This is a genomic window from Mesorhizobium sp. WSM2240 (assembly GCF_040438645.1).
Taxonomy (GTDB): domain Bacteria; phylum Pseudomonadota; class Alphaproteobacteria; order Rhizobiales; family Rhizobiaceae; genus Allomesorhizobium.
The window spans coordinates 209,698-233,440 of sequence record NZ_CP159253.1 but is presented as its reverse complement, the minus strand read 5'-3'; the positions used below and the strand labels follow the sequence as shown (position 1 = coordinate 233,440).

21 protein-coding genes are annotated in these 23,743 nt (G+C 63.6%); 9 read left to right on the top strand and 12 right to left on the bottom strand.

What is annotated here, in order from left to right; all coding sequences use genetic code 11:
- Nucleotides 1-30 precede the first annotated feature (30 nt).
- From ABVK50_RS01130 to ABVK50_RS01110, 5 genes are all read left to right on the top strand, one after another.
- Entirely contained in the window at nucleotides 31-945 is a 915-nt protein-coding gene (locus tag ABVK50_RS01130; RefSeq protein ID WP_353646055.1) for a polysaccharide lyase, read from the top strand.
- A 158-nt stretch (nucleotides 946-1,103) separates the two neighbouring features.
- Entirely contained in the window at nucleotides 1,104-2,996 is a 1,893-nt protein-coding gene (locus ABVK50_RS01125) for an ABC transporter ATP-binding protein (RefSeq protein WP_353643191.1), read from the top strand.
- Entirely contained in the window at nucleotides 2,993-4,894 is a 1,902-nt protein-coding gene (locus tag ABVK50_RS01120) for an ABC transporter substrate-binding protein (RefSeq protein ID WP_353643192.1), read from the top strand. The genes ABVK50_RS01125 and ABVK50_RS01120 overlap by 4 nt, the downstream gene beginning before the upstream one ends.
- 2 nt (nucleotides 4,895-4,896) lie before the next feature.
- Entirely contained in the window at nucleotides 4,897-5,895 is a 999-nt protein-coding gene (locus ABVK50_RS01115) for an ABC transporter permease (protein WP_353643193.1), read from the top strand.
- On the top strand, nucleotides 5,892-7,067 hold the full coding sequence (locus ABVK50_RS01110; protein WP_353643194.1) for an ABC transporter permease: 1,176 nt from the start codon (nucleotides 5,892-5,894) through the stop codon (nucleotides 7,065-7,067). The genes ABVK50_RS01115 and ABVK50_RS01110 overlap by 4 nt, the downstream gene beginning before the upstream one ends.
- Before the next feature lie 12 nt (nucleotides 7,068-7,079).
- Here ABVK50_RS01110 and ABVK50_RS01105 read toward each other — a convergent pair whose 3' ends face one another.
- The 9 genes from ABVK50_RS01105 to ABVK50_RS01065 form a co-directional block, all read right to left on the bottom strand.
- A complete protein-coding gene (locus tag ABVK50_RS01105; RefSeq protein WP_353643195.1) occupies nucleotides 7,080-8,459 on the bottom strand; it encodes a UDP-glucose/GDP-mannose dehydrogenase family protein in 1,380 nt (459 codons plus the stop codon).
- A 204-nt stretch (nucleotides 8,460-8,663) separates the two neighbouring features.
- Complete coding sequence (locus ABVK50_RS01100; RefSeq protein WP_353643196.1) at nucleotides 8,664-9,572, bottom strand: dihydrodipicolinate synthase family protein; 909 nt, start codon at nucleotides 9,570-9,572, stop codon at nucleotides 8,664-8,666.
- A 150-nt stretch (nucleotides 9,573-9,722) separates the two neighbouring features.
- Complete coding sequence (gene fdxA, locus ABVK50_RS01095; protein ID WP_353643197.1) at nucleotides 9,723-10,058, bottom strand: ferredoxin; 336 nt, start codon at nucleotides 10,056-10,058, stop codon at nucleotides 9,723-9,725.
- An 8-nt stretch (nucleotides 10,059-10,066) separates the two neighbouring features.
- The gene (locus ABVK50_RS01090) at nucleotides 10,067-10,846 is read right to left on the bottom strand and encodes an enoyl-CoA hydratase-related protein (protein ID WP_353643198.1); all 780 of its coding nucleotides are present in this window, start codon (nucleotides 10,844-10,846) and stop codon (nucleotides 10,067-10,069) included.
- A complete protein-coding gene (locus ABVK50_RS01085; RefSeq protein WP_353643199.1) occupies nucleotides 10,843-12,057 on the bottom strand; it encodes a CaiB/BaiF CoA-transferase family protein in 1,215 nt (404 codons plus the stop codon). The genes ABVK50_RS01090 and ABVK50_RS01085 overlap by 4 nt, the downstream gene beginning before the upstream one ends.
- A 14-nt stretch (nucleotides 12,058-12,071) precedes the next feature.
- Nucleotides 12,072-13,424, bottom strand: coding sequence for an FAD-dependent oxidoreductase (locus ABVK50_RS01080; RefSeq protein ID WP_353643200.1), 1,353 nt, complete (start codon nucleotides 13,422-13,424; stop codon nucleotides 12,072-12,074).
- Nucleotides 13,425-13,465: 41 nt separating this feature from the next.
- Nucleotides 13,466-14,308, bottom strand: a complete 843-nt coding sequence (locus ABVK50_RS01075; protein WP_353643201.1) for an ABC transporter permease — start codon at nucleotides 14,306-14,308, stop codon at nucleotides 13,466-13,468.
- On the bottom strand, nucleotides 14,308-15,120 hold the full coding sequence (locus tag ABVK50_RS01070; RefSeq protein WP_353643202.1) for an ABC transporter ATP-binding protein: 813 nt from the start codon (nucleotides 15,118-15,120) through the stop codon (nucleotides 14,308-14,310). The genes ABVK50_RS01075 and ABVK50_RS01070 overlap by 1 nt, the downstream gene beginning before the upstream one ends.
- A gap of 116 nt (nucleotides 15,121-15,236) precedes the next feature.
- Nucleotides 15,237-16,271: an ABC transporter substrate-binding protein gene (locus ABVK50_RS01065; RefSeq protein ID WP_353643203.1), complete on the bottom strand. Its 1,035-nt coding sequence runs from the start codon at nucleotides 16,269-16,271 to the stop codon at nucleotides 15,237-15,239.
- Between the two features lie 196 nt (nucleotides 16,272-16,467).
- On the opposite strand from ABVK50_RS01065, the gene ABVK50_RS01060 reads away from it, so the two are divergent.
- The gene (locus ABVK50_RS01060; protein WP_353643204.1) at nucleotides 16,468-17,496 is read left to right on the top strand and encodes a LysR family transcriptional regulator; all 1,029 of its coding nucleotides are present in this window, start codon (nucleotides 16,468-16,470) and stop codon (nucleotides 17,494-17,496) included.
- Nucleotides 17,497-17,532: 36 nt separating this feature from the next.
- On the opposite strand, the gene ABVK50_RS01055 is transcribed toward ABVK50_RS01060, so the two are convergent.
- From ABVK50_RS01055 to ABVK50_RS01045, 3 genes are read right to left on the bottom strand one after another with little or no spacing between them, the layout of a single operon-like run.
- Nucleotides 17,533-18,327, bottom strand: a complete 795-nt coding sequence (locus ABVK50_RS01055) for a sugar isomerase domain-containing protein (RefSeq protein WP_353643205.1) — start codon at nucleotides 18,325-18,327, stop codon at nucleotides 17,533-17,535.
- Between the two features lie 25 nt (nucleotides 18,328-18,352).
- Complete coding sequence (locus tag ABVK50_RS01050; protein ID WP_353643206.1) at nucleotides 18,353-19,096, bottom strand: GntR family transcriptional regulator; 744 nt, start codon at nucleotides 19,094-19,096, stop codon at nucleotides 18,353-18,355.
- Nucleotides 19,093-19,968, bottom strand: coding sequence for an ROK family protein (locus ABVK50_RS01045; protein ID WP_353643207.1), 876 nt, complete (start codon nucleotides 19,966-19,968; stop codon nucleotides 19,093-19,095). The genes ABVK50_RS01050 and ABVK50_RS01045 overlap by 4 nt, the downstream gene beginning before the upstream one ends.
- A gap of 206 nt (nucleotides 19,969-20,174) precedes the next feature.
- Here ABVK50_RS01045 and ABVK50_RS01040 point away from each other — a divergent pair, with 206 nt between their 5' ends.
- The 3 genes from ABVK50_RS01040 to ABVK50_RS01030 all read left to right on the top strand — a co-directional run bounded on the left by ABVK50_RS01040 (nucleotide 20,175) and on the right by ABVK50_RS01030 (nucleotide 23,299).
- Nucleotides 20,175-21,467, top strand: coding sequence for an extracellular solute-binding protein (locus ABVK50_RS01040; protein WP_353643208.1), 1,293 nt, complete (start codon nucleotides 20,175-20,177; stop codon nucleotides 21,465-21,467).
- 63 nt (nucleotides 21,468-21,530) lie between these two features.
- Nucleotides 21,531-22,421, top strand: a complete 891-nt coding sequence (locus ABVK50_RS01035) for a sugar ABC transporter permease (RefSeq protein ID WP_353643209.1) — start codon at nucleotides 21,531-21,533, stop codon at nucleotides 22,419-22,421.
- The gene (locus tag ABVK50_RS01030) at nucleotides 22,418-23,299 is read left to right on the top strand and encodes a carbohydrate ABC transporter permease (RefSeq protein ID WP_353643210.1); all 882 of its coding nucleotides are present in this window, start codon (nucleotides 22,418-22,420) and stop codon (nucleotides 23,297-23,299) included. The genes ABVK50_RS01035 and ABVK50_RS01030 overlap by 4 nt, the downstream gene beginning before the upstream one ends.
- The last annotated feature ends 444 nt before the right edge of the window (nucleotides 23,300-23,743 follow it).

Genomic DNA, 23,743 nt, shown 5'->3' with positions numbered 1-23,743 from the left:
CGCTCCGTCGGCCTGGCGGCCGCCTTTTGCATGTGCTGCCAGACCGGCGCCTCGGCGAATTCGGACATTCTCATTGATGGCTTCGACGGATCGGATTTTTCTGAATCGGGCGGCCTTTATTACAGAGAAAATTTCGAACAAAGCGCGGGCCGCGTCGAGTTCCAGAGAGAAGTCACCCGCAACGGTGGCGGGGCGCTGAAACTCAGCATCAAGCCGCTGTGCGGGGCGGCGGCCGATGGCTGCAGCGAACGCGCCGAAATCTGGGAAAAGACCGAGTTGCGCGTGCCCTACGACCAGGGCGTCTGGTACGGCTTCGCGGTCAAGTTCGCCGATCCGGTTCCGGCCGACGACCACCGCTATCTGATCGCGCAGTGGAAACGTGAGATCGAGCCCGGCGCGGAAGGCGATTTCAGTCCGTTTCTGGCGCTGCGGCTGAGGCAGGGCAAGCTTCACGCCACGGTCGAGACCAACTACATCCCGCAAGCCGACAAGGGCGTGGAAAACGTCGCGGCAGATTGCCAGACCGGCGGTACGCCGGTCTGGCTGCGCCCCGAAACCAACCAGATGCGCGCGCTGGTAGCGACCGATGCCGCATGGGGAGCGGACGACGGTACTCTGTTCACCACCTGCACAAACGCGATCAAGGTCATCGACCACGGCAACAAGCTGCCGGCGCCGGATTCCGGCTGGATCGACTTCGCCGTCTATACCAAGCCTGGCCCGGACGGGACGGGCCATATAGAACTCTATGCCAACGGCAAGCCGGTTGTGACCGTCAAGGGCCATATCGGCCATGCCGACAAGGGGCTGGGCAAAAACCAATACTTCAAATTCGGTCCCTATCGCGCGGCGCATACAACCGAATGGACGGTTTATTACGATGATTTCCGCCGCTCGCCACGCTGCGCCGACGTGCTGGCCGGCGCGCCCTGCCCGATGCAATGATCCTGCAAACGGCAACGGCCGAGGAAAACGGTTCCTCCAGATGTTACTGTTTTATTGGTCGCTAACACTAGGCAGCCCAATAGCCGTGCGATAATCTCGGCTCGTCGAGCAGCAGATACGGGGAAGTTCAGCGCTCGAACAGGGGAACCGTACGGGCGATGAATCCAGGTGCAGACCTTTTAAGGATCGAGGATCTCGGCATATCCTTTGCAATCGTGGGTGGCCCCGTCCACGCAGTGAAGCGGGCCAATCTGCGTATCCTGCCGGGCAAGGTGACAGCGCTGGTCGGCGAATCCGGCTCCGGCAAATCGGTCATCAGCCAGACGGTGATGGGGATTTTGCCGCAATCGGCGCGCGTTCGCGGCCGTATACTGTTCAACGACCCGGAAAATTCAAACGGCCCGGTCGACATCCTGCAGATGCCGCGGGACGGGCACGAGATCAGGGCTGTCCGCGGAAGCCGCATCGGCAAAATCTTCCAGGAGCCGATGACTTCACTGTCGCCGCTGCACACGATCGGCAACCAGGTCGGCGAGGTGCTGAAGATCCACGCCGAAATGTCCGGTGCGGAAATCAAGGATCGAACCGTGGAGATGCTTGGACTGGTCGGCTTTCCCGATCCGCGTCGCGCCTATGACATGTACCCATTCGAGCTTTCCGGGGGCTTGAGGCAACGCGCGATGATCGCCATGGCGCTGATCTGCCGGCCGGCACTGCTGATCGCCGACGAGCCGACGACGGCGCTGGACGTGACGATACAGGCGCAAATCCTGCAGTTGCTGCGCGAGCTTCAGAGCAAGCTCAACATGGCCATGCTGCTGATCACGCACGATCTCGGCGTGGTGGCCAATGTCGCCGACGAGGTGGTGGTCATCTATCACGGCGAAATCATGGAGGCAGGCCCGGTCGAGGCGATCTTCCGCCGCCCCGGCCATCCCTATCTGAAGGGACTGATGGCGGCCGTTCCGCACTTCGACATGAAGCCCGGCGAGCGGCTGAAGGCGCTTCGCGAGGTGCCTGTCAATGTCGAGAACCTGCTCGGTAAGCAGAAGCCGGCGAAAGCCGCCGCATCCGACACGCTGTTGTCGGTCTCCGGCATCTCCAAATCCTTCACGACACGCAAATCCGGCTGGTTTGGCAAACACGCGCAGATCTCCGTGCGCGCCGTCGATGATGTCAGCTTCGACATAAAGCGGGGCGAATGCCTCGGCCTGGTCGGCGAGAGCGGTTGCGGCAAGACCACCGTCAGCAAGATACTGATGCGCGCGGTGACGCCGGACGCCGGCTCGGTGATCTTCAACAGCGACCAGGGCCCGATCGACATCCTCGCTGCCCAGGGCGAAGCGCTGCGCACCCTGCGCACCAAGATCCAGATGGTCTTCCAGGACCCGGTCTCGTCGCTGTCGCCGCGCCTCACGGTGCAGAACATCCTCAGTGAACCGCTGGAGATCCACGGTCGGGGCGATGCGCGGTCGCGGCTCGAAACCGTTCGCTCGCTGCTGCAGGCGATCGGGCTCGACCAGCGCTCGATCAACCGCTACCCGCACTCCTTTTCGGGCGGCCAGCGCCAGCGCATCGGCATTGCGCGCGCCCTGGCGCTCGGGCCAGACCTGCTGATCTGCGATGAGCCGGTTTCGGCGCTGGACGTTTCGGTGCAGGCACAGATATTAAACCTTCTGAAGGATCTGCAGAAGGAGCTCGGCCTGACCTATTTGTTCATCTCGCACAATCTCGCCGTGGTGGACTACATGGCCGACCGCATCGCCGTGATGTGTGGCGGCCGGATCGTGGAGCTCGCGCCGCGCGAGACGCTGATGAAGCGGCCTGTCCACCCCTACACCCGCTCGCTGCTCGCGGCCGTGCCGTTTCCCGATCTCGATCGCCCGCTCGATTTCAAGACGCTGCATGCCAGCGGCGCATCCGACACCAGCGCCTGGTCGCCGCAATTCCGCGACGACGGAGACGAGGACGCGCTGTCGCCGACCGATCTCGGCGGCGGGCATGTGGTGCTGGCCCGGCGGAGCGCCGACGTGCGGGAGTTGCGGCCTTGATAACGCGGCGCACCGCCCTCGGAGTTATCGGCTCGGCGCTGCTGCCGGGGACGCTGAGGGCAGCCGACCGCGAACCGGAATTCTTCCGGGCCCAACTAAATGAAGGCAAGCTGCCGCCAACCGCCGAGCGGTTGCCGCGGACGCCGCGCATCGTCAAAGTCGCTTCGATGGGCCGCCAGCCTGGCCGGCATGGCGGGACGGTGCGCACCCTGATCGGCAGCCAGAAAGACATCAGGCTGATGACCATCTACGGCTATGCCCGGCTGGTCGGCTATGACGAGACGCTCACCCTGCAGCCGGACGTGCTGGAAAGCTTCACGAGCGAAGAGGACCGGGTCTTCACCTTCCGCCTGCGCGAAGGCCACAAATGGTCCGATGGCAGCCCGCTGACTCCGGAAGATTTCCGCTATTGCTGGGAAGACGTGATCAACAATGAAGACCTGTCGCCGGGCGGTCTCGACACCGCTCTCGTGGTCGACGGGAAAGGACCAACATTCGAGATCGTCGATCCGCTGACCATCCGCTACACCTGGCACACACCCAATCCGGACTTTCTGCCGAAGCTCGCCGCCGCGCAGGCGCTGAGCATCGTCGTGCCGGCGGCCTACCTCAAGCAATTCCACGAAAAGTACCAGGACGAGGCACGGCTCAAGGAGTTGATGAAGGAGCACAAGGCCAAGAAGTGGACTTCGCTGCATATCCGCATGGCCCGGCAGTACCGCCCGGAAAATCCCGATCTGCCGACGCTCGACCCCTGGCGCAACACCACCAAGCCGCCGGCCGAGCAGTTCGTTTTCGAACGCAATCCATTTTTCCACCGCGTTGACGAGAACGGGCTGCAGCTGCCCTATATCGACCGGTTCGTGCTGAATGTGAGTTCGTCCTCGATCATCCCCGCCAAGACCGGCGCGGGCGAGAGCGACCTGCAGGCGATCAACCTCGATTTCACTGACTACGCCTTCATGAAGGACGCCGAGAAGCGCTATCCGGTGAAGGTCAGCCTCTGGAAAAAGACCCTCGGATCGCGGCTGGCCCTGCTGCCCAACATGAACGCCGGCGACGAAGTCTGGCGGCCGCTGCTGCGCGACGTCAGGGTGCGGCGCGCGCTGTCGCTGGCAATCGACCGGCACGAGATCAATATGGCCGTGTTTTACGGGCTGGCGACGCCCAGCGCCGATACGGTGCTGCCCGACAGCCCGCTCTTCCGCGCGGAATATGCCGAAGCCTGGATAGAGCACGACCCCGCGCAGGCGAACGCGCTGCTGGACGAGGCCGGGCTCAACGTGCGCGACGATGACGGCATGCGCATCCTTCCGGATGGACGCCCGGCGCAGATCGTGATCGAAAGCGCCGGCGAGAGCACGCTGGAGACCGACGTGCTGGAGTTGGTCGCCGACCATTGGCGCAATGTCGGCCTCGCCCTCTTCATCCGCACCTCGCAGCGCGATGTGTTCCGCAGCCGGGCCTTGGCCGGCCAGATCATGATGTCGATCTGGTCGGGCATCGACAATGGCGTGCCGACCGCGGATATGAATCCCGGGCAAATAGCCCCGACGGCCGACGACCAGCTGCAATGGCCGGTCTGGGGCGCCCACTACCTGTCGCATGGCGAGATCGGCGAGGCGCCCGACATGCCCGAAGCGGCCGAACTGGTCAGCCTGCTCAGGGAATGGCGTCATACGGTGACGACGCCGGAAAGAGCCGCGATCTGGCACAAGATGCTGTCGATCTACACGCAGCAGGTATTCTCGATCGGCACCGTCAACGGTACGCAGCAGCCTATCCTGGCCACGACCCGCCTGCGAAACCTGCCGAAAGACGCGCTCTACGGTTTCGATCCGACCTGCTATTTCGGAGTTTACATGCCCGATACGTTCTGGCTCGGCGAGGAAACCTGAACGTGCTGCGATACATTGTCTGGCGCATCGCCGTCATGATACCGACGCTGCTTCTGATATCGGCGTTGATCTTCGTCATCATCGAATTGCCGCCGGGCGATTATTTCGAAAGCTATGCCGCCGAACTGCGCGCCATGGGCGAAGGCGTCGACAACGACAGACTGGAGGCGTTGCGGGCGGAGTACGATTTCGACAAGCCGCCAGTGGTTCGCTACTTCCACTGGCTCGCAGGCATGCTGCAGGGCGATTTCGGCTATTCGTTCGAATATCAGCTGCCGGTCAGCGAGGTCGTCGGCGACCGGCTGTGGCTGACCGTCCTGGTCTCATTCGTGACGATCGTCTTCACCTGGGTGATCGCTTTCCCGATCGGCATGTACTCGGCGACCCACCAGTATAGCTGGGGCGATTACGGCCTAACCTTCCTCGGCCTGATCGGCATCGCCATCCCCAATTTCATGCTGGCGCTGATCCTGATGTATTTCGCCAACATCTGGTTCGGCACCTCGATCGGCGGACTCATGGATCGCCAATATTTGGACGAGCCGATGAGCTGGGCCAAGGCGAAATCCATCCTCGAACACATCTGGATCCCGGTCATCATCATCGGAACGGCCGGCACGGCCGGAATGATCCGGCGGCTGCGCGCCAACCTGCTCGACGAACTTCAGAAGCAATATGTGATGACGGCCCGCGCCAAGGGCCTGCATCCGTTCAAGACGCTGGTCAAATATCCGATGCGCATGGCGCTGAACTTCTTCATGTCGGATATCGGCTCGATCCTGCCCGCGATCATTTCCGGCGCTGAGATCACTGCAATTGTGCTTTCGCTCGAGACGACCGGCCCGATGCTTATCAAGGCGTTGCAGAGCCAGGACATGTACCTCGCCGGATCGTTCCTGATGTTCCTGGCGTTCCTTACGGTCATCGGCGTTCTCATCTCCGATCTGGCGCTGGCGCTTCTCGATCCGCGCATAAGACTACAGGGCGGCAGCACCAAATGAACGCACCCCTCCCCCCGCCCGGCGCTCCGCTCGAGCACTACGTCTCCACAGCGCCTTTCGATCCGCAGTCGGTGGAGGTCATGACCGAGGAGCAGTTGCGCGTCTACCAGGCGTCGCAAATGCGGCTGATGTGGTGGAAGTTCAAGCGGCACCGGCTGGCGCTGGCGTCGGGCATCTTCCTTGCCGCGCTCTACTTCATGATCCTGATCTGCGAATTCCTCGCGCCTTACAATCTGCACACGCGCAATGTCGATTTCATCCATACGCCGCCGCAGCCGGTGCATCTGTTCCATGACGGACAGTTCGTCGGGCCGTTCGTCTATGGACGGCAGATGAACCTCAACATGGACACGCTGAAGCGGGAATATACGGACGACCGCGCCGATGTTCAGCCGCTGCGCTTCTTCTGCCGCGGCGACGGCTACGAATTCTGGGGGCTCTTCGAAGGCGACCTTCATCTCGTCTGCCCCGCAAAGGACGGCCAGATGTTCCTGCTCGGCACCGACAGGCTCGGTCGGGACGTACTTTCGCGCATCATCTACGGCGCGCGCATCTCGCTGACGATCGGGCTCATCGGCATCACCTTCAGCTTCGTCCTCGGCATCATCATCGGCGGAATTGCCGGCTACCACGGCGGCGCCCTCGACCTAGTCGTGCAGCGCATCATCGAGGTGCTGCAATCCATCCCGAGCATCCCGCTATGGATGGCGCTGGCGGCGATAATGCCGGTGACGTGGAGCCCGATCCTGATCTATTTCGGCATCACCATCATCCTCGGCCTGTTCGACTGGACCGGACTAGCGAGGGCCGTGCGCTCGAAACTCCTGTCGCTGCGCGAGGAGGACTATGTGCTGGCGGCGCAACTGATGGGCGCCAAGAGCAGCCGCATCATAGGGCGGCACCTTATTCCAGGCTTCATGTCGCATCTCATCGCGACTGCCACCATCTCCATACCGGGCATGATCCTCGGCGAAACCGCGCTCAGCTTCCTTGGGCTGGGGCTCCGGCCGCCGATCACCAGCTGGGGCATCCTCCTGACCGAAGCGCGCAGCGTCAGCGTGATCGCTTTCTATCCGTGGCTACTCTACCCGATGATCCCGGTGATCCTGGTGATCCTCGCCTTCAACTTTCTGGGCGACGGCCTGCGCGACGCGGCGGATCCGTATCGGTAGGCGGCTGAAAATCTACGCTACCGCGCGGCGGGGTGCCGATTCCGACATTGCGCCGTCGCGGCGCACGGAATCGCCGCGGCCGACCGCGTAGTAGAGCAGGCCGTGGCGGCGCACCTCGTCCGGCTCGTAGAGATTGCGCCCGTCGACGATGACCGGGCTCTTGAGATTGGCCTTGAGCCAGGCGAAATCGACGACCCGAAACTGCTTCCATTCGGTGCAGATCACCAGCGCATCGGCGCCGTCGGCGGCCTCCAGATGACCGGCCGTAAGGAACAGGTCGGGATGCTCGCCATAATGCCGTCGCGCCTCCTTCATCGCTTCCGGATCGAAGGCGCGGACGCTGGCGCCCGCCTCCCACAGCGCTTCCATCAGCGTCCTGCTGGGTGCGTCGCGCATGTCGTCTGTGTTGGGCTTGAAGGCCAGTCCCCACAACGCGATGGTGCGGCCTTTCAGGTCGCCGTCGAAAGCCTGCTCCAGCTTACGGAAGAGCACCCCCTTCTGCGCATTGTTGACGCGCTCCACAGCCTCCATGAGTTCCGCCCTGAATCCCGCTTCTTCCGCCGTGTGGGCCAAAGCGCGCACGTCCTTGGGGAAGCATGAGCCGCCGTAACCGCAGCCGGGATAGATGAACTGGTAGCCGATGCGCGGATCGGAACCGATGCCCTGGCGCACCTCCTCGATATCGGCGCCCAGCCGCTCGGCGATGTTGGCCATCTCGTTCATGAAGCTGATCTTGGTCGCCAACATGGCGTTGGCGGCATATTTGGTCAGTTCCGCCGAGCGGACATCCATGCTGATCAGCTTGTCGTGGTTGCGGTTATAGGGGGCGTAGCACTCCTGAAGCGTCTTGCGGACGGCTTCCTTTTCCGAACCGATGATGATGCGGGACGGCTTTGTGAAATCCTCGATGGCGCTGCCTTCCTTCAGGAATTCGGGGTTGGAGCACACATCGAACCCGTGTGTCGCGCCTCGCTTGGCGAGCGCGGCGGCGATCACCGCCTCAACCCGGTCCGCGGTGCCGACCGGCACCGTCGACTTCCCGACCACAATCTTGTAGCCGTCAATGTGCTCGCCGATCGTCTCGGCCACCGCCAGAACGTGGCTCAAATCGGCGGAGCCACTATGCTGCGGCGGCGTGCCGACGGCGATGAAGATCAAATCGGCGAAGCGCACCCCGGCCGGCGCATCGATCGAGAATTTCAGCCGCCCCGCTTCGGCGTTCTTAAGGACCATCTCGCGGAGTCCGGGCTCGAAGATGGGCACCCTGCCTTCCTTCAACATCGCGATCCGCCCGGCATCGACATCGATACAGAGCACCTCATGGCCGACATCGGCGAAGCAGGCTCCCGTAACCAGGCCGACATAGCCTGTCCCGAAGATGCTGAGTTTCATAGGGTATTCCTCGACTGGTTTGATGCAGCGGGGGCAGCAGGACCTCAATACAGGCTGCCGAGCGCAATGTTAACCCGCCCGATGCACTGTCAAGCGCCGCGGAGGGCCATCCGATCAATGAATTTCCCGCCCTGAAACCGACCTGTTGGCCTTGTTCCGGGCGTGTCGGCGTCGAACCGCCGGGCGCGCTTCCGCGAAGATGAATCAGGCTGCGGCCGACGCAAGCAATTCGGTCGATCGCAGGCTTTCGCGCAACGCCTCGACCTGGCTGGACGAAAGGCTGCTGAGCGGCGGCATCACGCGGTTCCAGCCGGAATCGCCGGTGAGCAGCCCCAGCGCAGCCTTGACCGAGGCGACCAGCGGAAATCTGGCGACGGCGGCGCGGATTTCGACGGCGGCCGCGAGCCCCTGCGATTTCGAAGCCCCCTCGCCGCTCCAGCAAAGCTGGGCAAACCGGCCGGTGACATTGGCGGTAGCCGAAATGCACCCGGCGAAGCCGAGTTCGGCGGCGCGGCCCAGCGAGGCCTCCGCGCTCGGAAACACATCGAAGCCCGGAAGGCGCCTGACGAGACCGGCGGAATAGTCGAGATCGCCGGAACTGTCCTTCAGTCCCTTCACCGTTTCCGGCATCATGTCGCGCAATCGAGCCACCACATCGGCCGAATAGGGTACGCCGGAATTGGCCGGGAAATGGTAGAGATAGAGGTTCAGCCCATCGGCGCCGACGCGGCGGACGAGCGTCTCGACATAGGCGACGAGGCCATCCTCGGCGATGCCCTTGTAGTAGAAGGGCGGCAAGAGCAGCGCCCCGGCAAAGCCTAACGCCTTGGCCTCCGCGGTCAGGCGCGCGGCATCGTCCAGAGCCGCTGCGCCCGTGCCGACCATGAAGCGGTCGAGCGGCAATCCGGCATTGGCCACCGCGCACATCCCCTCGATCCTCTGCCCGACCGAGAACGATGTCGCCTCACCGGTCGAGCCGAGAAGGTTGATGCCGTCGCAACCGCCTTCACCAAGCAGCCAGCGGCAATGGCTGACAAGACGATCGAGATCTATCGACAAGTCGGCGGCGAGCGGCGTCGCCGCCGCGGCGATGACGCCCTTAAGCTTGGTCATGCGGCACTCCTGGGATTTACGGCAGCGTTTAAGCGGTTTTCACCGTGGTGTAAAATCCCGGCGGCGTCGCGGCCATGCTCGCGCTGCCTGGCTGCGACCTCAGCTCTGTCCGACAGCGTCCGGCGATGAAATTCTGAAGCACTCTCATGGTCAGGCTTTTTCCTTGCTCTTCGCTGCTGCGACCTCCGCGTGGTCCAGTTCGGTCCGGTATTTTGCGGATGCGCCGCCGGGATCACCCCAGCCGGTAACCTCCGGCCCGAAGAACTCCTCGTTGATCGTCTGGAACTGTCGCTCACGCTCCGGGAGATCGTCCTCCGACCAGATCGCGTCCACCGGGCAGACGGAAAGACAGAGCCCGCAACTGATGCATTCCACGGGGTGGATATACATCATCCGCCCGCCTTCATAGATGCACTCGACCGGGCAGACGTCTTGGCAGGCGCCGTCCTTCACGTCGATGCAGGTGGAAGCGATCACATAAACCATGGGATGCCTCAGCGACCCTTCCAGTTCGGCGGCCGCTTTTCCTGGAACGCCTTGACGCCCTCATCCTGGTCCTCGGATTTCAGCGCCTCGACCAGTTGCGGCAAGCGCAGCATCTGCGCTTCCCTGGCGCTCATGCTTTCGCCCGCCCGCACCATCGCCTTGATGGCGCGCACGGAGAGCGGCGCACATGCAAGAATGTCGCTCACCCAGCGATCGACCGCCGCGTCGAGCGCATCCGGTGCGGCTACCTCGTTGACAAGGCCGAGTTGACGCGCTTCGTCCGCAGCGATGCGCCGGCCGGTCAACAGCAGCCCCATCGCGTCGGCATGGCCGATGCGCCGCGTCAAAAGCGCGATGCCGCCGTCGAGCGCCAGCCGTCCGACGCGCGGCTCGGGCAAGCCGAAGGTCGCCTTCTCCGACGCCACGACGATGTCGCAGCCAAGCACCATCTCCATGCCACCGCCAAGCGCATGGCCGTTGACGCGGGCAATGACAGGTACGTCGAGCATGTCGCGCAACGCGATGCCGCCGAAACCGCCGGGTCGAGGCGCAGCCCAGTATTCGAGGCCCGACAGGCCGCTGCTTTCGCCCTTCATGTCGGCCCCAGTGCAGAAGGCGCGGTCGCCGGCGCCCGTCAGCACGACGACACGGATGTCGCGATCCTTCTCTATCTGCTCCCAGATGCGGACCAGTTCCGCCTCGGTGGCGAGGTCGACCGCGTTCATACGGTCCGGCCGGTCGATGGTGACGCGGGCGACGTGGTTCTCGACGGAAAAATGGACGCTCATGCCGCCTCGCCACGCTTTTCGCCGGCAACAATGCCCGAGGCGATCAGCGCCTCGATGCTCTCGGCCGAATAGCCCGCTTCTTCGAGGATTGCACGTCCGTCCGCGCCAAGGCCGGGCGGCGCATGCCGAACCTGAAAAGCGCTCTCGTCCATGGTCAGCGGCGAGCCAAGCAACGGGAACGATCCATGTGCGTCCGCAACCTCGATTATCGAGCCATTCGACTGCGTCTGTCCGTGATCGAGCGCTTCCGACAGTGTCAGCACCGGCGCGCAGAGCAGATCCTGCTCCTCGAGCTTTGCCAGCCAGTGCGCCGTCGTGTTCGAGGCGAAGCGCTCGCGGAATTTCGCCTGCAGTTCCGGTTTGTTGGCGGCCTGCCCGGCAAAGGTCGACAGGCGCGGTTCTGCCGAGAGGTCGGGCAGGCCGAGCGCGGCGCAGATATCCTTGAGCGGATTCTGCTTGAACGCGCCGACGAGCACGACGGCACCGTCGGTCGTCTCGAACACGCCGGTCAGCGGGAAAGCCGCCCAGTTCAGGTGCCTTTGCCGCTGCAGCCACATCGCCGCTTCCTGGATCTGCATGGCCAGCATGGATTCGAACAGCGAGACGGAAACCGACTGGCCGCGGCCGGTCTTGTCGCGCTGCATCAACGCCAGCAGGATCGCCTGCACGAGGTGCATGCCGGCCGTGTAGTCGGCCAGCGCCGTCGGATATATGGTCATCGGCGTGGCCTCGTCGGCGCGGCGCGCCATGACGCCGGAAAGCGCCTGGGCGAGAATGTCCTGGCCGCCCTTGTGCGACAGCGGTCCCGAAGGTCCGAAGCCCGAGCCGAAGGCCGAGATTATGCGCGGATTGATCTCCGCCAACCTGTCATGGCCGAAGCCCATTCGCTCCATGACGCCGGCGCGGAAATTGTTGACCACCACGTCGGCGTTCCTGACGAGATCGTAGATCACCGCCTTGGCCTCGTCCTTCCTCAGGTCGAGCGCGATCGAGCGCTTGTTGCGGTTGAGGCTGCGGAAGACAGGATTGTTGAAGCCGTCGGGATCATCGGCGATCGACGTCCGCGACAGGTCGCCCGCGCCGGGACGCTCGATCTTGATGACGTCGGCGCCGTAATCGGCGAGCACCTGCGTGCAGCTCGGCCCGAGCATCACCTGGGTGAAGTCGATGACCTTGATGCCCGAAAGCGGCTGGGTGTCTGTCGGTTGCATGCGATGGTCTCCTGTCATTCCGCGGCGATCTGGATGGAAGCATTGGCGGCCGGCTGGTCGCCCGGGTCGGCCCCTTGCGCGCGCAGCCGCCTTTGCAGTTCGGCCACGTCGACACGGTCGACGGTCACGCCTGATTCCAGCGCCAGCGCCGCGGCGACGCCCGTCGCCTCGCCCATCGCCATGCATGGCGGGATCTCGCGCGAGATGCGCTGGGCGGCCGCCGTCGAGGAATAGTGACGTCCGGCAACGAGCAATTGCCCCACATCCTTGGGCAGCAGAGTACGGTAGGGATAGTAGTAGTCGCGGCCGCGGGCGACGCTGTCGGCGAAATGCCGGCGCGAGGCGACATCCTCCTTGGTCATCACGTATTCGCCCTCCAGCAGCCGCGACGTTCGCACACCGATCTGCGGCGCGACATCGATAACGACGGCGTTGGCGAAGCCGGGAACCTTTTCGCGCGCATAGGCGACCAGATCCGCGATGCGCTCCCGGCCCTTGAAGTCGGCGCGGGTGAGGTCCTCGACGGAGAGCCCGTCGAAGCCCGCCATATGCGGGCAATTGCACCACACGACGCCGGGCAGCGGCGTCTTGAGCCACCAGCGCTCCCACGAACCGCCCATGATGCGCTTGGCCTCGCGATCGATCGCCGCAAAGGCTTCCGGCTCCTCATACTCGAAACGTTCGGCTTCGACGGTGTCGACATTGCCGAGGCGGAAAACCGTGGTGACGATGAACGAGCCCTGGCTGAAGGCGGCCCCGGCGGAGGTCGCCACGTCGAGGTCGCCGGTGGCGTCGATCACCACCTTGCCGAGCACGGCCTGCCGGCCGCTCTTCGATTCGCATACGATCCCCTTGACCGCGCCGTCCTCGACGATGGCCTTCGAGAACCAACTGTGCAAGCGAAGGTTGACCCCCGCCTCGGCGACCATCGCATTTGACGCGCGTTTGAACCCATCGGGATCAAAGGCCGACGCATAGCAGATCGGCTGCGGCTTCTGGTGCGAATGGAAGTCGTAAACGCCCCACCGCGCCCACTGCTGAAATTTCGTGGTATCGGAAATCCAGTCCTCCTCCGGCGGCGTGACGCAAAGGCCCATCCGGGTCATGCGGTCGATGAGCTCCGAGCAGAGCCCGCGCACCGTCACTTCCGGCCCGTTGGACATATCGTCGAGCACCAGCACCATGCCGCCCGAGGCGAGGCCGCCGAGATAGGCATAGCGTTCGAGGAGGGTAACGCTGAGCCCGTTGCGGGCGCCGGCGACAGCCGCGGCGATGCCTGCCGGCCCGCCGCCGACGACGACAAGGTCGGCCTCGGCCACAACCGGCGCCTTGCCCGCCGGCTCGTCGATCATGTGTTTGGTGGTCATTGGAAACTCCAGATTCGAAAAGGGCGGAAGGGGTTGCGGGATCAAGTCCGGGCGACATTCCATGTGAGGACGCGCCGCTCGGCCCAGGAAATCACGCCGAAGAAGGTGGCTGAAAAGACCGAGCCGACCACGATGGTCGCGTAGAGAAGCGGCGAGTCGAAATTGTAGGTCGCCTGGATGATGAGCGCGCCGATGCCCTGGGTTGCGCCGATCCATTCGCCGACGATTGCGCCGATCACGGCGGTAGAGGCGGCGATCTTCAGCGCGGAGAACAGATAGGGCAGCGAGTTCTTGAAGCGCACCTTCAGGAACACTTCGCGCGGCGAGGCGGACAATACGTGCATCAGCTCCAGCTGCTGCGGGTTCACGTCACGCAGGCCGCGCGTCATGTTGACCAGTGTCGGGAAGAAACAGATGATCGCCGCGATCGCGATCTTCGGCTCCATGCCGTTGCCAAGCAACAGGACGAGGATCGGCGCTTTGGCGACGACCGGGATGGTGTTGACCATCACCGCGATTGGAAAGAACGCCTCCTCCAGCGTGTCCTTGTAGGCGAAGGCGGTGGCGATCATGATCGCGGCCAGATTGCCAATTATGAAGCCTGCAATCGCTTCGATAGCGGTCGGCAGCAGGTTCGACATCAGCATGCCGAACCGATTGACGAGCACGTTGAAGATGGCGCTTGGCGCCGGCGCGATGTAGGGCTGGATGTCAAACACGGCCACCGAAATCTCCCAGAGCACCAGCAGGCTCAGAAGGGCGACGATCGGCAGCAGACGGCGACGCCAGAGCAGGCGGCGCTTGGCGGCAAGATAGATTTCCTGCGCCTTGTCGTCTTCGGCGAAAGCGCCAAGCGGCGCGGTATCTGGCGTTGTGACGGACATCAGCAGGTCTCCAGGACACGGCGCAGATGCGAGACCAGCGCCACGAATTCGGGCGTCTCGCGCATCGCGATCTTGCGGGGATGCGGCAGGTCGACGGGCACGCGTTCCTTCACCCGGCCCGGACGCGCCGCAAGCAGCAGCACCTCCTGGCCAAGGAATGCGGCCTCGTAGATCGAATGGGTGACGAAGAGGATCGTCGTGCCGGTGCGTTCCCACACCGAAAGCAGTTCCTCGTTCAGGCGGTCGCGGGTGATCTCGTCGAGCGCGCCGAACGGCTCGTCCATGAACAGAAGCTTCGGGCTGGAAACCAGGGCACGCGCGATCGAGACGCGCTGGCGCATGCCGCCAGACAATTCATGCGGAAACGCCTGCTCCCAGCCCGAAAGCCCGACCAGTTCCAGGAGTTCGCGCGGATCGCGGGCACGATCCCTGGGCGCGCCGCCGCCGACTTCGAGCGGCAGGGTGACGTTTTCCAGCACGGTGCGCCATGGAAGGAGCGCCGCATCCTGAAAGACGAAGCCGATATCGCGCCGCGAGCGCGCCGCGGACGGATCGCTGCCGAGCACCTTGGCCGAGCCCGAGCTCGGCTTGAGGATATCGGCGACGACACGCAGCAGCGTGGACTTGCCGCAGCCGGAGGGGCCGAGCAGAGTGAGGAAGCCGCCCTTCGGCACGGTGAGATCGATGCCGTCAAGCGCGGTGATGGTGCCACGCTCGGTGGTGAACCGGACGGACACCTGCTCGAGCTCGACCGCGATTTCCTCCGGTACGGGCGCCGGTCGTTCGACCGGCTTGAGTACGGCGACTGCCATTGTATTGCTCCTATTGGGTTCGCCAGGCGCGATCGAGTCCCGCGGCCGCACGCTGTCGGCCACTCTGTTGCGGTCCTCACGACCGCATTCGTCATGAAGCGTTCGTCGAGTTCCGGTCATCCGATCTTCGGACGTGCGTCGGCGGTGGCCTCAAGGATCGCTGTGGTGACGACTTCGTCGAGTGCAGGCGCCCCGGCCGAGAACTGACCCAGCTCGTCATAGAGTTTGATCTGCGCTTCCCAGACGGCGGGATCGAAACTGGCCCAGCCATTCCTGGCGGTCGCGTCGGTGAAGACGTGGGCAAGCATGATCTCGGAGGCGGCGAGTTCGTCGTCGCGAACGAGGTTGGGAAATTCCTTGATCAGGAGGTCGACCGCCGCTTCGCGATGCTCTTTGGCATATAGCCAACCCTTGCCGGCGGCGCGCAGGAAACCGGCGAGCGCTTCCGGATCCTTTTCCAGCATGTCGTTGGTCGTATAGTAGGGGTTTGCGTAGAGCTGCACGCCGTGGTCCCACATCTTCAGCGCGACAGGCTTCTCTGGCAGTGCGGCCATCGCCGTCGTGTTGGTCAGCCAGCCGGTAACCGCCTGGACCTGGCCCGTGGCGAGCGGCGTCATGTCGGCGCCGATCACGATCACCTCGACCTCGCTTTCGGGAATGTTGTGCTTCTTCAGAAGCGCCGAAAGCAGGATTTTTCCTGTCGCCTGGATGCCGATTTTCTTGCCGACCATATCCTGCGGCGTGTTGATCGGCGCCGAGGGCAGCGAGAAGAAAGCATAGGGATGTTCCTGCGCGCTGACGGCGAAGGCCTTGACCGGAATGTCCTGCGAGGCTGCCAGCATCAGCGACGGGCTGGACGAGACCTGGCCGATCTCGAAACGGCCGGACGCGACGATGGCAACGCCGTCTATGCTCGGACCGCCCGGCTGAATGGCGAATTCCAGCCCCTCTTCCGCAAAATAGCCGAGGTGCTTTGCAGCGACCTCGCCGAGTTGATTGCCGCCTCCGAGCCAGCCGAGTTGCATGTTGATTGTCTTTGGCGCTGCCTGGGCCAAGGCTCTGCTGGAAATGATTGCCGGCGTGGAAAGCGCGCCAACCAGCCCGGCTCCCGCCTTGAGCACGGTCCGCCGCGAAAAGTTCATCTTCGTCATCGTGGTGGTTCCCCTTGTTGTCGGCCGTTCCCGGGCCGGTTGCTTCGAGCTTGGCGCAGGTATTTTTTCGATTTCCTGCACCGGCTGTTTCCGAAGCCTCAGGGACTTTAGGGGTGACAAGGCGCTCGCAGGAAGCATAAAGATTCGAGAGTGGTGATGCCGAAACGGCATCACCTTCCAATCCGGGAGACATTTGATGCATGCAGTGGTTCTGCGTTACATCGATCAGGTCGCACGGCTGGGTTCGATAAGGCGCGCGGCCGGCGTTCTCAACGTCGCCTCGTCGGCCGTAAACCGCCAGATTCTCAAGCTCGAGGCGGAAATCGGCACGCCGCTTTTCGAGCGCGTGGGCAACGGCGTCCGGCCGACCGCCGCCGGCGATTACGTCATCCGCCATGCCCGCGAGACGCTCGCCCGCTGGAACAATGTGCGCAGCGACATCTCCACGCTTTCGGGCGACATCCATGGCGAGGTGCGCATCGTCTCGATCCCGGCGCCGCTGGTGCGCCTTCTGCCGCGCGCCATCGAGGCCACCTCCAGACAGCATCCGCATATCGCCTTCCGCGTCATCGACGCCGCTCCGAAAGAACACACCGAGGAGATGCGCGCGCAGCGACCGGACATCGCAATCCTGTTCATCGACCGCCGGCACCGCGGCTACGAGGTCGCGGCGCGGATCAGGATGCGGATCGGCGCCATCATGCGGCCCGACCATCCCCTGGTCGGGAGAAAGGAGGTGACGCTCACCGACTGCGCCGCCTATCCTGTCTGCATGCTGAGCGATCCGTGGATATTGAACGCCACGGCCGAGGCCGAGTTTACCCACAGCGGCGCGCAGTTCAAATCGGTTCTGCTCACCAACTCGCTGCCGATGACCAAGGAAGTGATGCTTGCCGGTCTCGGCATCGGCTTCTTCACCCCGACCGGTTTCGTGGACGAGTTGAAGAGCGGCGAACTCGCCCATATTCCGATGGCGGAACCCGACCTTTCCGCCAGCGAGATCGGCCTCCTGATCCACCGCGACCGCCAGTCGTCCCCGGCGGTGCGGGCGCTGGGCACACGGCTGATCGAGGAGTTCGCCGCCCTCGAACGGGATATCGGCATGTTGTCGGCTCCGAAATCACAGCAAATCGGGCAGGATGACTGGCATGACCGGGCAGAACCGCCAAACGCTGCCGCTGCATTTCCCGCGTCGCCGGCCAACCCGTTTCGGCCAGCGACTTAGTTTTAGCTCTGAACGGCTTGCGCCGCCGCGGCGCTTCTACTTCTCGCCGCGCATTTTTGCCTGGAACGCGGGCAGGTGCTTCTTCTGCGCCTCAATCATGCGCTCGCGGTAGACGCCATAGATCACGTCTGTGTCGTGCAGCGTCACGCCGGCGATCGTCGGCGACGCGAAGGTCGGCAGTTCGATGCCGCGTTTGGACAGGTTCTGCGCGGTACGCGCGATAAGCTCGTGGGTCATGATCATCGCCAGGACAGTCGATGAACCGGACACCGGGCGGCTCCAGCCTTCCACCGGAACAATGGCGTCCTCGATCGGCGAGCAGGTATCGATGACGAGATCTGCGGCATCGGCCAGACGCTTGCCGGAAGAATGCGTGGCCGGCTTGTCGAGATTGTTCTTGCTGGTGATGGCGACGACGAACAGGCCCCGCTCCTTGGCATAGAGCGCGGTTTCTATACCGGACGAATTGCGTCCGCTGTGACCGAAGATGATGATGGAATCGCCTTCGTTGAGCGGCTGGTGGTCGAGGAACTTTTCGGCGTAGTTTTCCGTGCGCTCGAGCCACAGCAGTTCGCGCACGCCGCCGGCGCCGAGCACATTGTGCCACATGACTCGCGGGTCGGTCAGCGGGTTGAAGCCGACATAGGTGCCGTAGCGCGGAAACGCCTCCTGGCAGGGCAGCACCGAATGGCCCGACCCGTAAAGATGGATCAGCCCGCCGGCCTCTAGCGTGTCGGCAAAGCGGCCGGAGGCGGTTTCGAACGCTTCGCCATTGGCGGCCGAAGCCTGTTCGATCAGCGCGGCCAAACGGCCGATATAGAGGTCAGACACAATTCTACTCCTGTTGTGATTTGGATTAGCTCCGCAATGTCGAGCGGATTTCGTAACGGTCGCCGCGCATGACAGAAACCGTGAATTCAAACGGACCACGTTCATCCGTTGTGACGCGTTCCACCACGAAAGCCGGGCTTCCCGCCGTCAGGTCCAGAAGCGCCGCATCGTCGACGCCCACCGATGCGACGCGATAGACCTCGCGGGCTTCCACGGGCATGATCCCGTAGCGCCTGCTCAGCGTTTCGTAGAGCGAGCCTTCGGGCGGGCCGGGTTCAAGGAAGTTCGGCACCCGCCCGCCCGGCAGTTGCGCGGTCTGGATGCCGATCGGCGCATCATTGCCGAGACGAAGTCGGCGAATGCGCACCACCGGATCTCCTTCCTCGATTTCCAGGGCCCCGGCGGTCGCGGCATCCGCCGAGCCCATGCCGAAATCGAGAATGCGCGAACCGACGACGAGGCCGAGATTGCCCATCTCCTGCGTAAAGCTGGTCAGTTCGCGCGTTCCGGCGACCAGCGTGGCGCTGCGCACGAACGTGCCGCGGCCGTGTTCGCGCCGCAAAAGCCCCTGCTCCTCGAGATTTCGCAGCGCGTGGCGCAGCGTAATGCGGCTGACGCCGAGCATGACGCCGAGCCGGTCCTCGGCCGGAATCTGGCTGCCGGTCGGCCACTCGCCGCTTTTGATGATGGCGCGGATGGCCTGTTCGACCTGATACCACAGTGGCTCCGGCCGGCGGCGATCAGGTTGCGTATATGTCGCCTCGCTCATCTCAACTGTCTCCAGTTCTCGCCAGCGGCTCCGGCGATAGCGGCTCCGACAAGTCCGGCGCGCGGACCGAATGTTCCGGCCCTGATCTCGATCCAGCGCAGATGCGCGGGAAGATGGCTTCGCATCGTCGCCAAGATTGGCGGTGCAAGCACGTCGAGCGCATCGGATATTCCGCCGGAGATCAGAACGATCTCGGGATCGAGCAGCGCAACCGCGCCGGCAAGCGCCGTCCCGAGGCTTTGCGCCGGGATCTGCAAGGCGGCGATGGCCGCGCGGTCGCCACGTCGCGCCGACGCCATCAGATCGGCGCCGCTCGCCTTGCCGATCCGGGCGGCTATGACGTCAAGCGCCCTGCCCGCCGCCATGCGCTCCAGCCAGCCGCTGCGCTCCTCGCCGGGATCGTCCATGTCGGCGCAGGCCCAGCCGAAAGAGCATGCTCCGCCGCGCGACCCGGCGACGATCTGGCCGTTGGCAAGTACGGCCGAGCCGATGCCGGTTCCGATCGCCAGCAGGAGCGCGTCCAAGACGCCTTGCGCCGCGCCTGCGGTGCTTTCCGCCAGCAGGGAAATCTGCGCGTCATTGCCCAGGCCAATCTGCACTTCCGGCAGGAGTACGGCAATGTCGACGCCGTCGAGGTAGGGAAGATTGGGAATCCAGCGGCAGGTCGTTCCCTCGACCAGGCCCGGTACCGCAAGGCCCACCCCCGTCACACCGCCAGCCTCGGCGCACAACGCAGAAATGCGGCTCGTGAACTCGGCAAGGCTGGAGGGTGCGGCCTCACGTGCAATGTCGCGCATCGCCGCGACGTCGCCGGAATAGACCGCCGCCCGCAATTGCGTGCCACCGAGATCGATCGCAAGCACGTGCGTCATGGCTGGTTGTCCAGCCTTCCTTGAGCCGGCATCCCCGCTTCCGAAAACATTGCCATCTACCCTCCCTCACCTGCCAGCGACCCGGCGCCTCGCCTCGGCAACCACGGATTCTGAGACGCCTCACTTGCGGATGCGAGTATGACGTTATAACCTCTTATGGCCGATTGGTCATGGGAACGCAATCGCGGTCAGCTTGGGAGGACTTCATGAAACTCGCGTGGACGATCAAATGTGCGCTTGCGGCCGGCGTCATGGCCCTGCCGACCGCGGCCTGGGCCGAGCTGGTCAACATCTCGTATCTCACCCATTGGGCGCCTGAAACGGTCGCCCTGCTCGAGAACGCGGCCAAGGAATACGCCAAGACCAATCCCGATGTCGCCGTGACGGTGCGCGCCGTCCCGTTCGGCGACCTTCTGACGACCTTGCGCTCGCAGGGCGGCGGCGCGGACGGCGCGACGATTGCCGGCATCTACGATCTGTGGCTGCCCGAACTGGCGCGCGACAAGCTCGTGGCTCCCGCGCCTGAGGCCGTGGCAAGCGAGGTAAAAGGCGCGTGGCCGGCGGGCATCGTCTCGGCGGCCAGCGTCGGCGGCACGCTCTACGGCATTCCCAACGAGATCGACGTCTATGCGCTGAACTACAACAAGGCGCTGTTCGCCGAGGCCGGGATTTCGGCGCCGCCGAAAACCTGGGACGAATTAAAGGACGCGGCCGCCAAGCTGACGAAGAAGGACGCCAGCCAGCAGGGCTTCGGCATGATCAATTCCTGGGCGGCGGGCGTTGTGCACCCGTTCTCCTCATTGCTGGTCTCCAATGGCGGCGACCTGGTCGTGGACGGCAAGCCCGTACTCGACAGCAAGGCGGCTGGAGAAACCTTCCAGCTCTACGAAGCTCTGATCAAGGCTGGCGTCACGGATCCGGCCATGGGAACAGCCGACGCCAACACGACCGGGCCTTTCCTCGACAATTTCGTATCCGGCAAGACCGGCATGATCATCATGGCCAATTGGTGGGAAAGCGCACTGAAGGCCGGCATGGGCGAAAAATTCTCCGACATCGCCACCGCGCCGATCCCGGTCGGGCCGAGCGGCGACAAATCGCGTTCGATCTCCTATTCATGGATGACCGTCGTCAATGCCGGAGCCGGCGAAGCCGAGCAGAAGGCGGCCTGGGATTTCCTCGCATGGCTGAACAGCCCGGAATCGGGTCCGAAAGGCGCCTCGGCGATGGCCGACATACTGATGTCGATGGGCATTTTGCCGTCGCGCAGTTCCGACGTCGAAGCCCTGAAGGACAGGCTCGGCTCGGATTTCCTTTCCGGCTATGTCAGCGTACTTGCCGACGCCAAGCCGTTCCCGGTGGTGCTCGGCGGACAGGAGTTCAGCGAATCCCTGCAGCAGACGATCGAAGCGCTGCAGTATGGGCAGGTCTCGGCCAAGGAGGCGCAGGCAAACGCCCAGGCGGACGCCGTCTCCATTCTCGAGCGTGCGGCCCAGTAGCTTCTACACGCCGGTGGCGGGAGCCGCCTATTGTCGGCTTCCGCTGCGCCGAAGGGCAATTTCATGACGAGATCCTATAGCGGCTCCGTGTGGGCGATGCTCACCCCCGCCGTCGCCCTGATCGGCGTGTTCATCCTGCTGCCGATGGCCTTGACACTCTGGCTGTCGCTGCAGCACTGGTCGACACAGACCGGCTTTCAGACAGCGCGGTTCGTCGGTCTCGATAACTTCTTCGAAATTTTCGGACCGACTTCCGTTGGGCGCGATTTCAAGGGCGCATTCATAAACACGGCGATCTACACGGTGTTGTCGATCGCACTTATCCTGCCGCTATCGGTTGGGCTGGGGCTCCTCGTCCAGCAGCGCCACGTCGCCGGCGGCAATGTTTTGCGGACCGTGCTGTTTTCCACCTACATGGTGCCGATGATCGCCGTGGCTCTGGTCTGGTCGAAGCTCTATTCGCCGACCGAGGGACCGTTCAACCAGATGCTCGGCTGGATCGGAATCGGGCCGCAGCCCTGGCTGTCGTCGCCCGATACCGCCCTGGTTTCCATCGTGTTCCTGAACGTCTGGCAGCAGGTCGGCTATTTCACTGTCCTGGCAATCGCGGGCCTGACGCAGATACCCCAAAGCCTCTACGAAGCCGCCCGGATCGATGGCGCAAACGCGTTCCAGCAATTCTATGCGATCACCTTGCCCCTGCTCCGGCGCATGCTGCTGTTCAGCGCCGTCATCGCCATTATCAATGCCGTGCAGGTGTTCGAGCCGGTGGCTCTGATCACCCAGGGCGGGCCTGTCGGATCGACCAACGTGCTCACCTATCATATCCGCCGCGTCGGCATCGAACGGGCACAAGGCGGATTGGGCTCGGCCATGGCGGTGATGCTGATGTTGTCGCTGATCGTGGTGATTTTCGCGCTGTTCGCCCTTGCCAGGCGGAAGGACGACGAATGAGCGCCGCCGTCGACCAGACGCCGCGGCAAGGACTGCTCTTCAAGCGGAAACGGCCGACCACGGGCGATGCCTTGATCGCCACGCTGATGCTTGCTGTGGTCGTCGCCTCGGCGTTCCCGCTGGTATGGATGGTGCTTTCCAGTTTCAAGACCGCGGCCGAAAGCATGCAGGTGCCGCCGGTCTGGGTGCCCCGATCGCCGAGCTTCGAGGCCTACGAGAAGGTGGCCGGTGTTCTGAATGTCGGGCGGTCGATATGGAATTCGATGGTCATCGCCACCGTGACGACAGCCGGCATCCTTCTGACCAGCCTGATGGCAGGATATGCCTTCGCGAAATACCGGTTCCGCGGCCGCAACCTGCTCTTTTCCATCCTGATCGCGACGATGTTCCTGCCCCCCATCGTCACGCTGATCCCGCTCTACCGAATCGTCGGCTCGCTCGGCCTCAATGCGAGCCTGGCCGGCGTTATCGTTCCCAATCTCGCCAATGCCTTCGGCATTTTCCTCATGCACCAGTTCATTGCCGGCGTACCGGACGACCTGATCGATGCGGCGCGCATGGACGGCGCCTCGGAAATGCGAATCCTCTTCGGCATCGTCGCACCGAACGTCGCACCGGCGATCGCCGCGCTCGCACTGTTTGCCTTTGTCTATCACTGGAACAGCTATCTCTGGCCACTGACGGTTCTTCAGGGCGCCGGCGATCAATATCCGATCGTCATCAGCCTCAGCCGGCTACTGAGCTACAATCGCGGCGCGATGAATACCAATCTGGTGATGGCCGGCGCCACACTCGCCGTACTGCCGCCGCTGGTCCTGTTCGTTTTCCTGCAGCGCTTTTTCGTCGACAGCATCGTCGGTTCCGGGGTGAAGGGCTGAGGCGGGATGATCGCCGAACGGGCGCGCCCAATATCAGGAAGCGGCTGGCTCTATCCGGACGTCCATACGCAAGATCAATGAGGCGCGATCTCCTGGAGCTTCGCACGTGTTGGTTATTGCGCCCCGCCCGGCTTGCCAGCGCGATGCGTTTTTGAAAGCCGGTGTTGGCCACGCCCTGCCGACAATATCGAAGGCCGAGCGTTTTCGTCCTCCTGACCGAAGCTGACATTGCCCCGGATGCAAGCAAGCGAACGACCTGGAAATTTTTCCGAGTCCGGACTGTTAGAATCTCATCTTCCTGAGCCTGTGACGGAGGTTGATCCGCGCACACGGCTAGGATAACATGACATTCCTAGTTAAGTTTTAGCCGTGGCCGCAGCAAGGCTGAGCCTTCACGCGCGGCGTTCTCGAAACCTTGAAAAAACTGGAACGAGCGCCTGCCCC

Bases quoted from the DNA above. Each gene is read 5' to 3' on its own strand.
- ABVK50_RS01130 (WP_353646055.1), top strand. From the start codon at position 31: ATGTGCTGCCAGACCGGCGCCTCGGCGAATTCGGACATTCTCATTGAT.
- ABVK50_RS01125 (WP_353643191.1), top strand. From the start codon at position 1,104: ATGAATCCAGGTGCAGACCTTTTAAGGATCGAGGATCTCGGCATATCC.
- ABVK50_RS01110 (WP_353643194.1), top strand. From the start codon at position 5,892: ATGAACGCACCCCTCCCCCCGCCCGGCGCTCCGCTCGAGCACTACGTC.
- ABVK50_RS01105 (WP_353643195.1), bottom strand. From the start codon at position 8,459: ATGAAACTCAGCATCTTCGGGACAGGCTATGTCGGCCTGGTTACGGGA.
- ABVK50_RS01100 (WP_353643196.1), bottom strand. From the start codon at position 9,572: ATGACCAAGCTTAAGGGCGTCATCGCCGCGGCGGCGACGCCGCTCGCC.
- fdxA (WP_353643197.1), bottom strand. From the start codon at position 10,058: ATGGTTTATGTGATCGCTTCCACCTGCATCGACGTGAAGGACGGCGCC.
- ABVK50_RS01090 (WP_353643198.1), bottom strand. From the start codon at position 10,846: ATGAGCGTCCATTTTTCCGTCGAGAACCACGTCGCCCGCGTCACCATC.
- ABVK50_RS01085 (WP_353643199.1), bottom strand. From the start codon at position 12,057: ATGCAACCGACAGACACCCAGCCGCTTTCGGGCATCAAGGTCATCGAC.
- ABVK50_RS01080 (WP_353643200.1), bottom strand. From the start codon at position 13,424: ATGACCACCAAACACATGATCGACGAGCCGGCGGGCAAGGCGCCGGTT.
- ABVK50_RS01075 (WP_353643201.1), bottom strand. From the start codon at position 14,308: ATGTCCGTCACAACGCCAGATACCGCGCCGCTTGGCGCTTTCGCCGAA.
- ABVK50_RS01070 (WP_353643202.1), bottom strand. From the start codon at position 15,120: ATGGCAGTCGCCGTACTCAAGCCGGTCGAACGACCGGCGCCCGTACCG.
- ABVK50_RS01065 (WP_353643203.1), bottom strand. From the start codon at position 16,271: ATGACGAAGATGAACTTTTCGCGGCGGACCGTGCTCAAGGCGGGAGCC.
- ABVK50_RS01060 (WP_353643204.1), top strand. From the start codon at position 16,468: ATGCATGCAGTGGTTCTGCGTTACATCGATCAGGTCGCACGGCTGGGT.
- ABVK50_RS01050 (WP_353643206.1), bottom strand. From the start codon at position 19,096: ATGAGCGAGGCGACATATACGCAACCTGATCGCCGCCGGCCGGAGCCA.
- ABVK50_RS01045 (WP_353643207.1), bottom strand. From the start codon at position 19,968: ATGACGCACGTGCTTGCGATCGATCTCGGTGGCACGCAATTGCGGGCG.
- ABVK50_RS01040 (WP_353643208.1), top strand. From the start codon at position 20,175: ATGAAACTCGCGTGGACGATCAAATGTGCGCTTGCGGCCGGCGTCATG.
- ABVK50_RS01035 (WP_353643209.1), top strand. From the start codon at position 21,531: ATGACGAGATCCTATAGCGGCTCCGTGTGGGCGATGCTCACCCCCGCC.
- ABVK50_RS01030 (WP_353643210.1), top strand. From the start codon at position 22,418: ATGAGCGCCGCCGTCGACCAGACGCCGCGGCAAGGACTGCTCTTCAAG.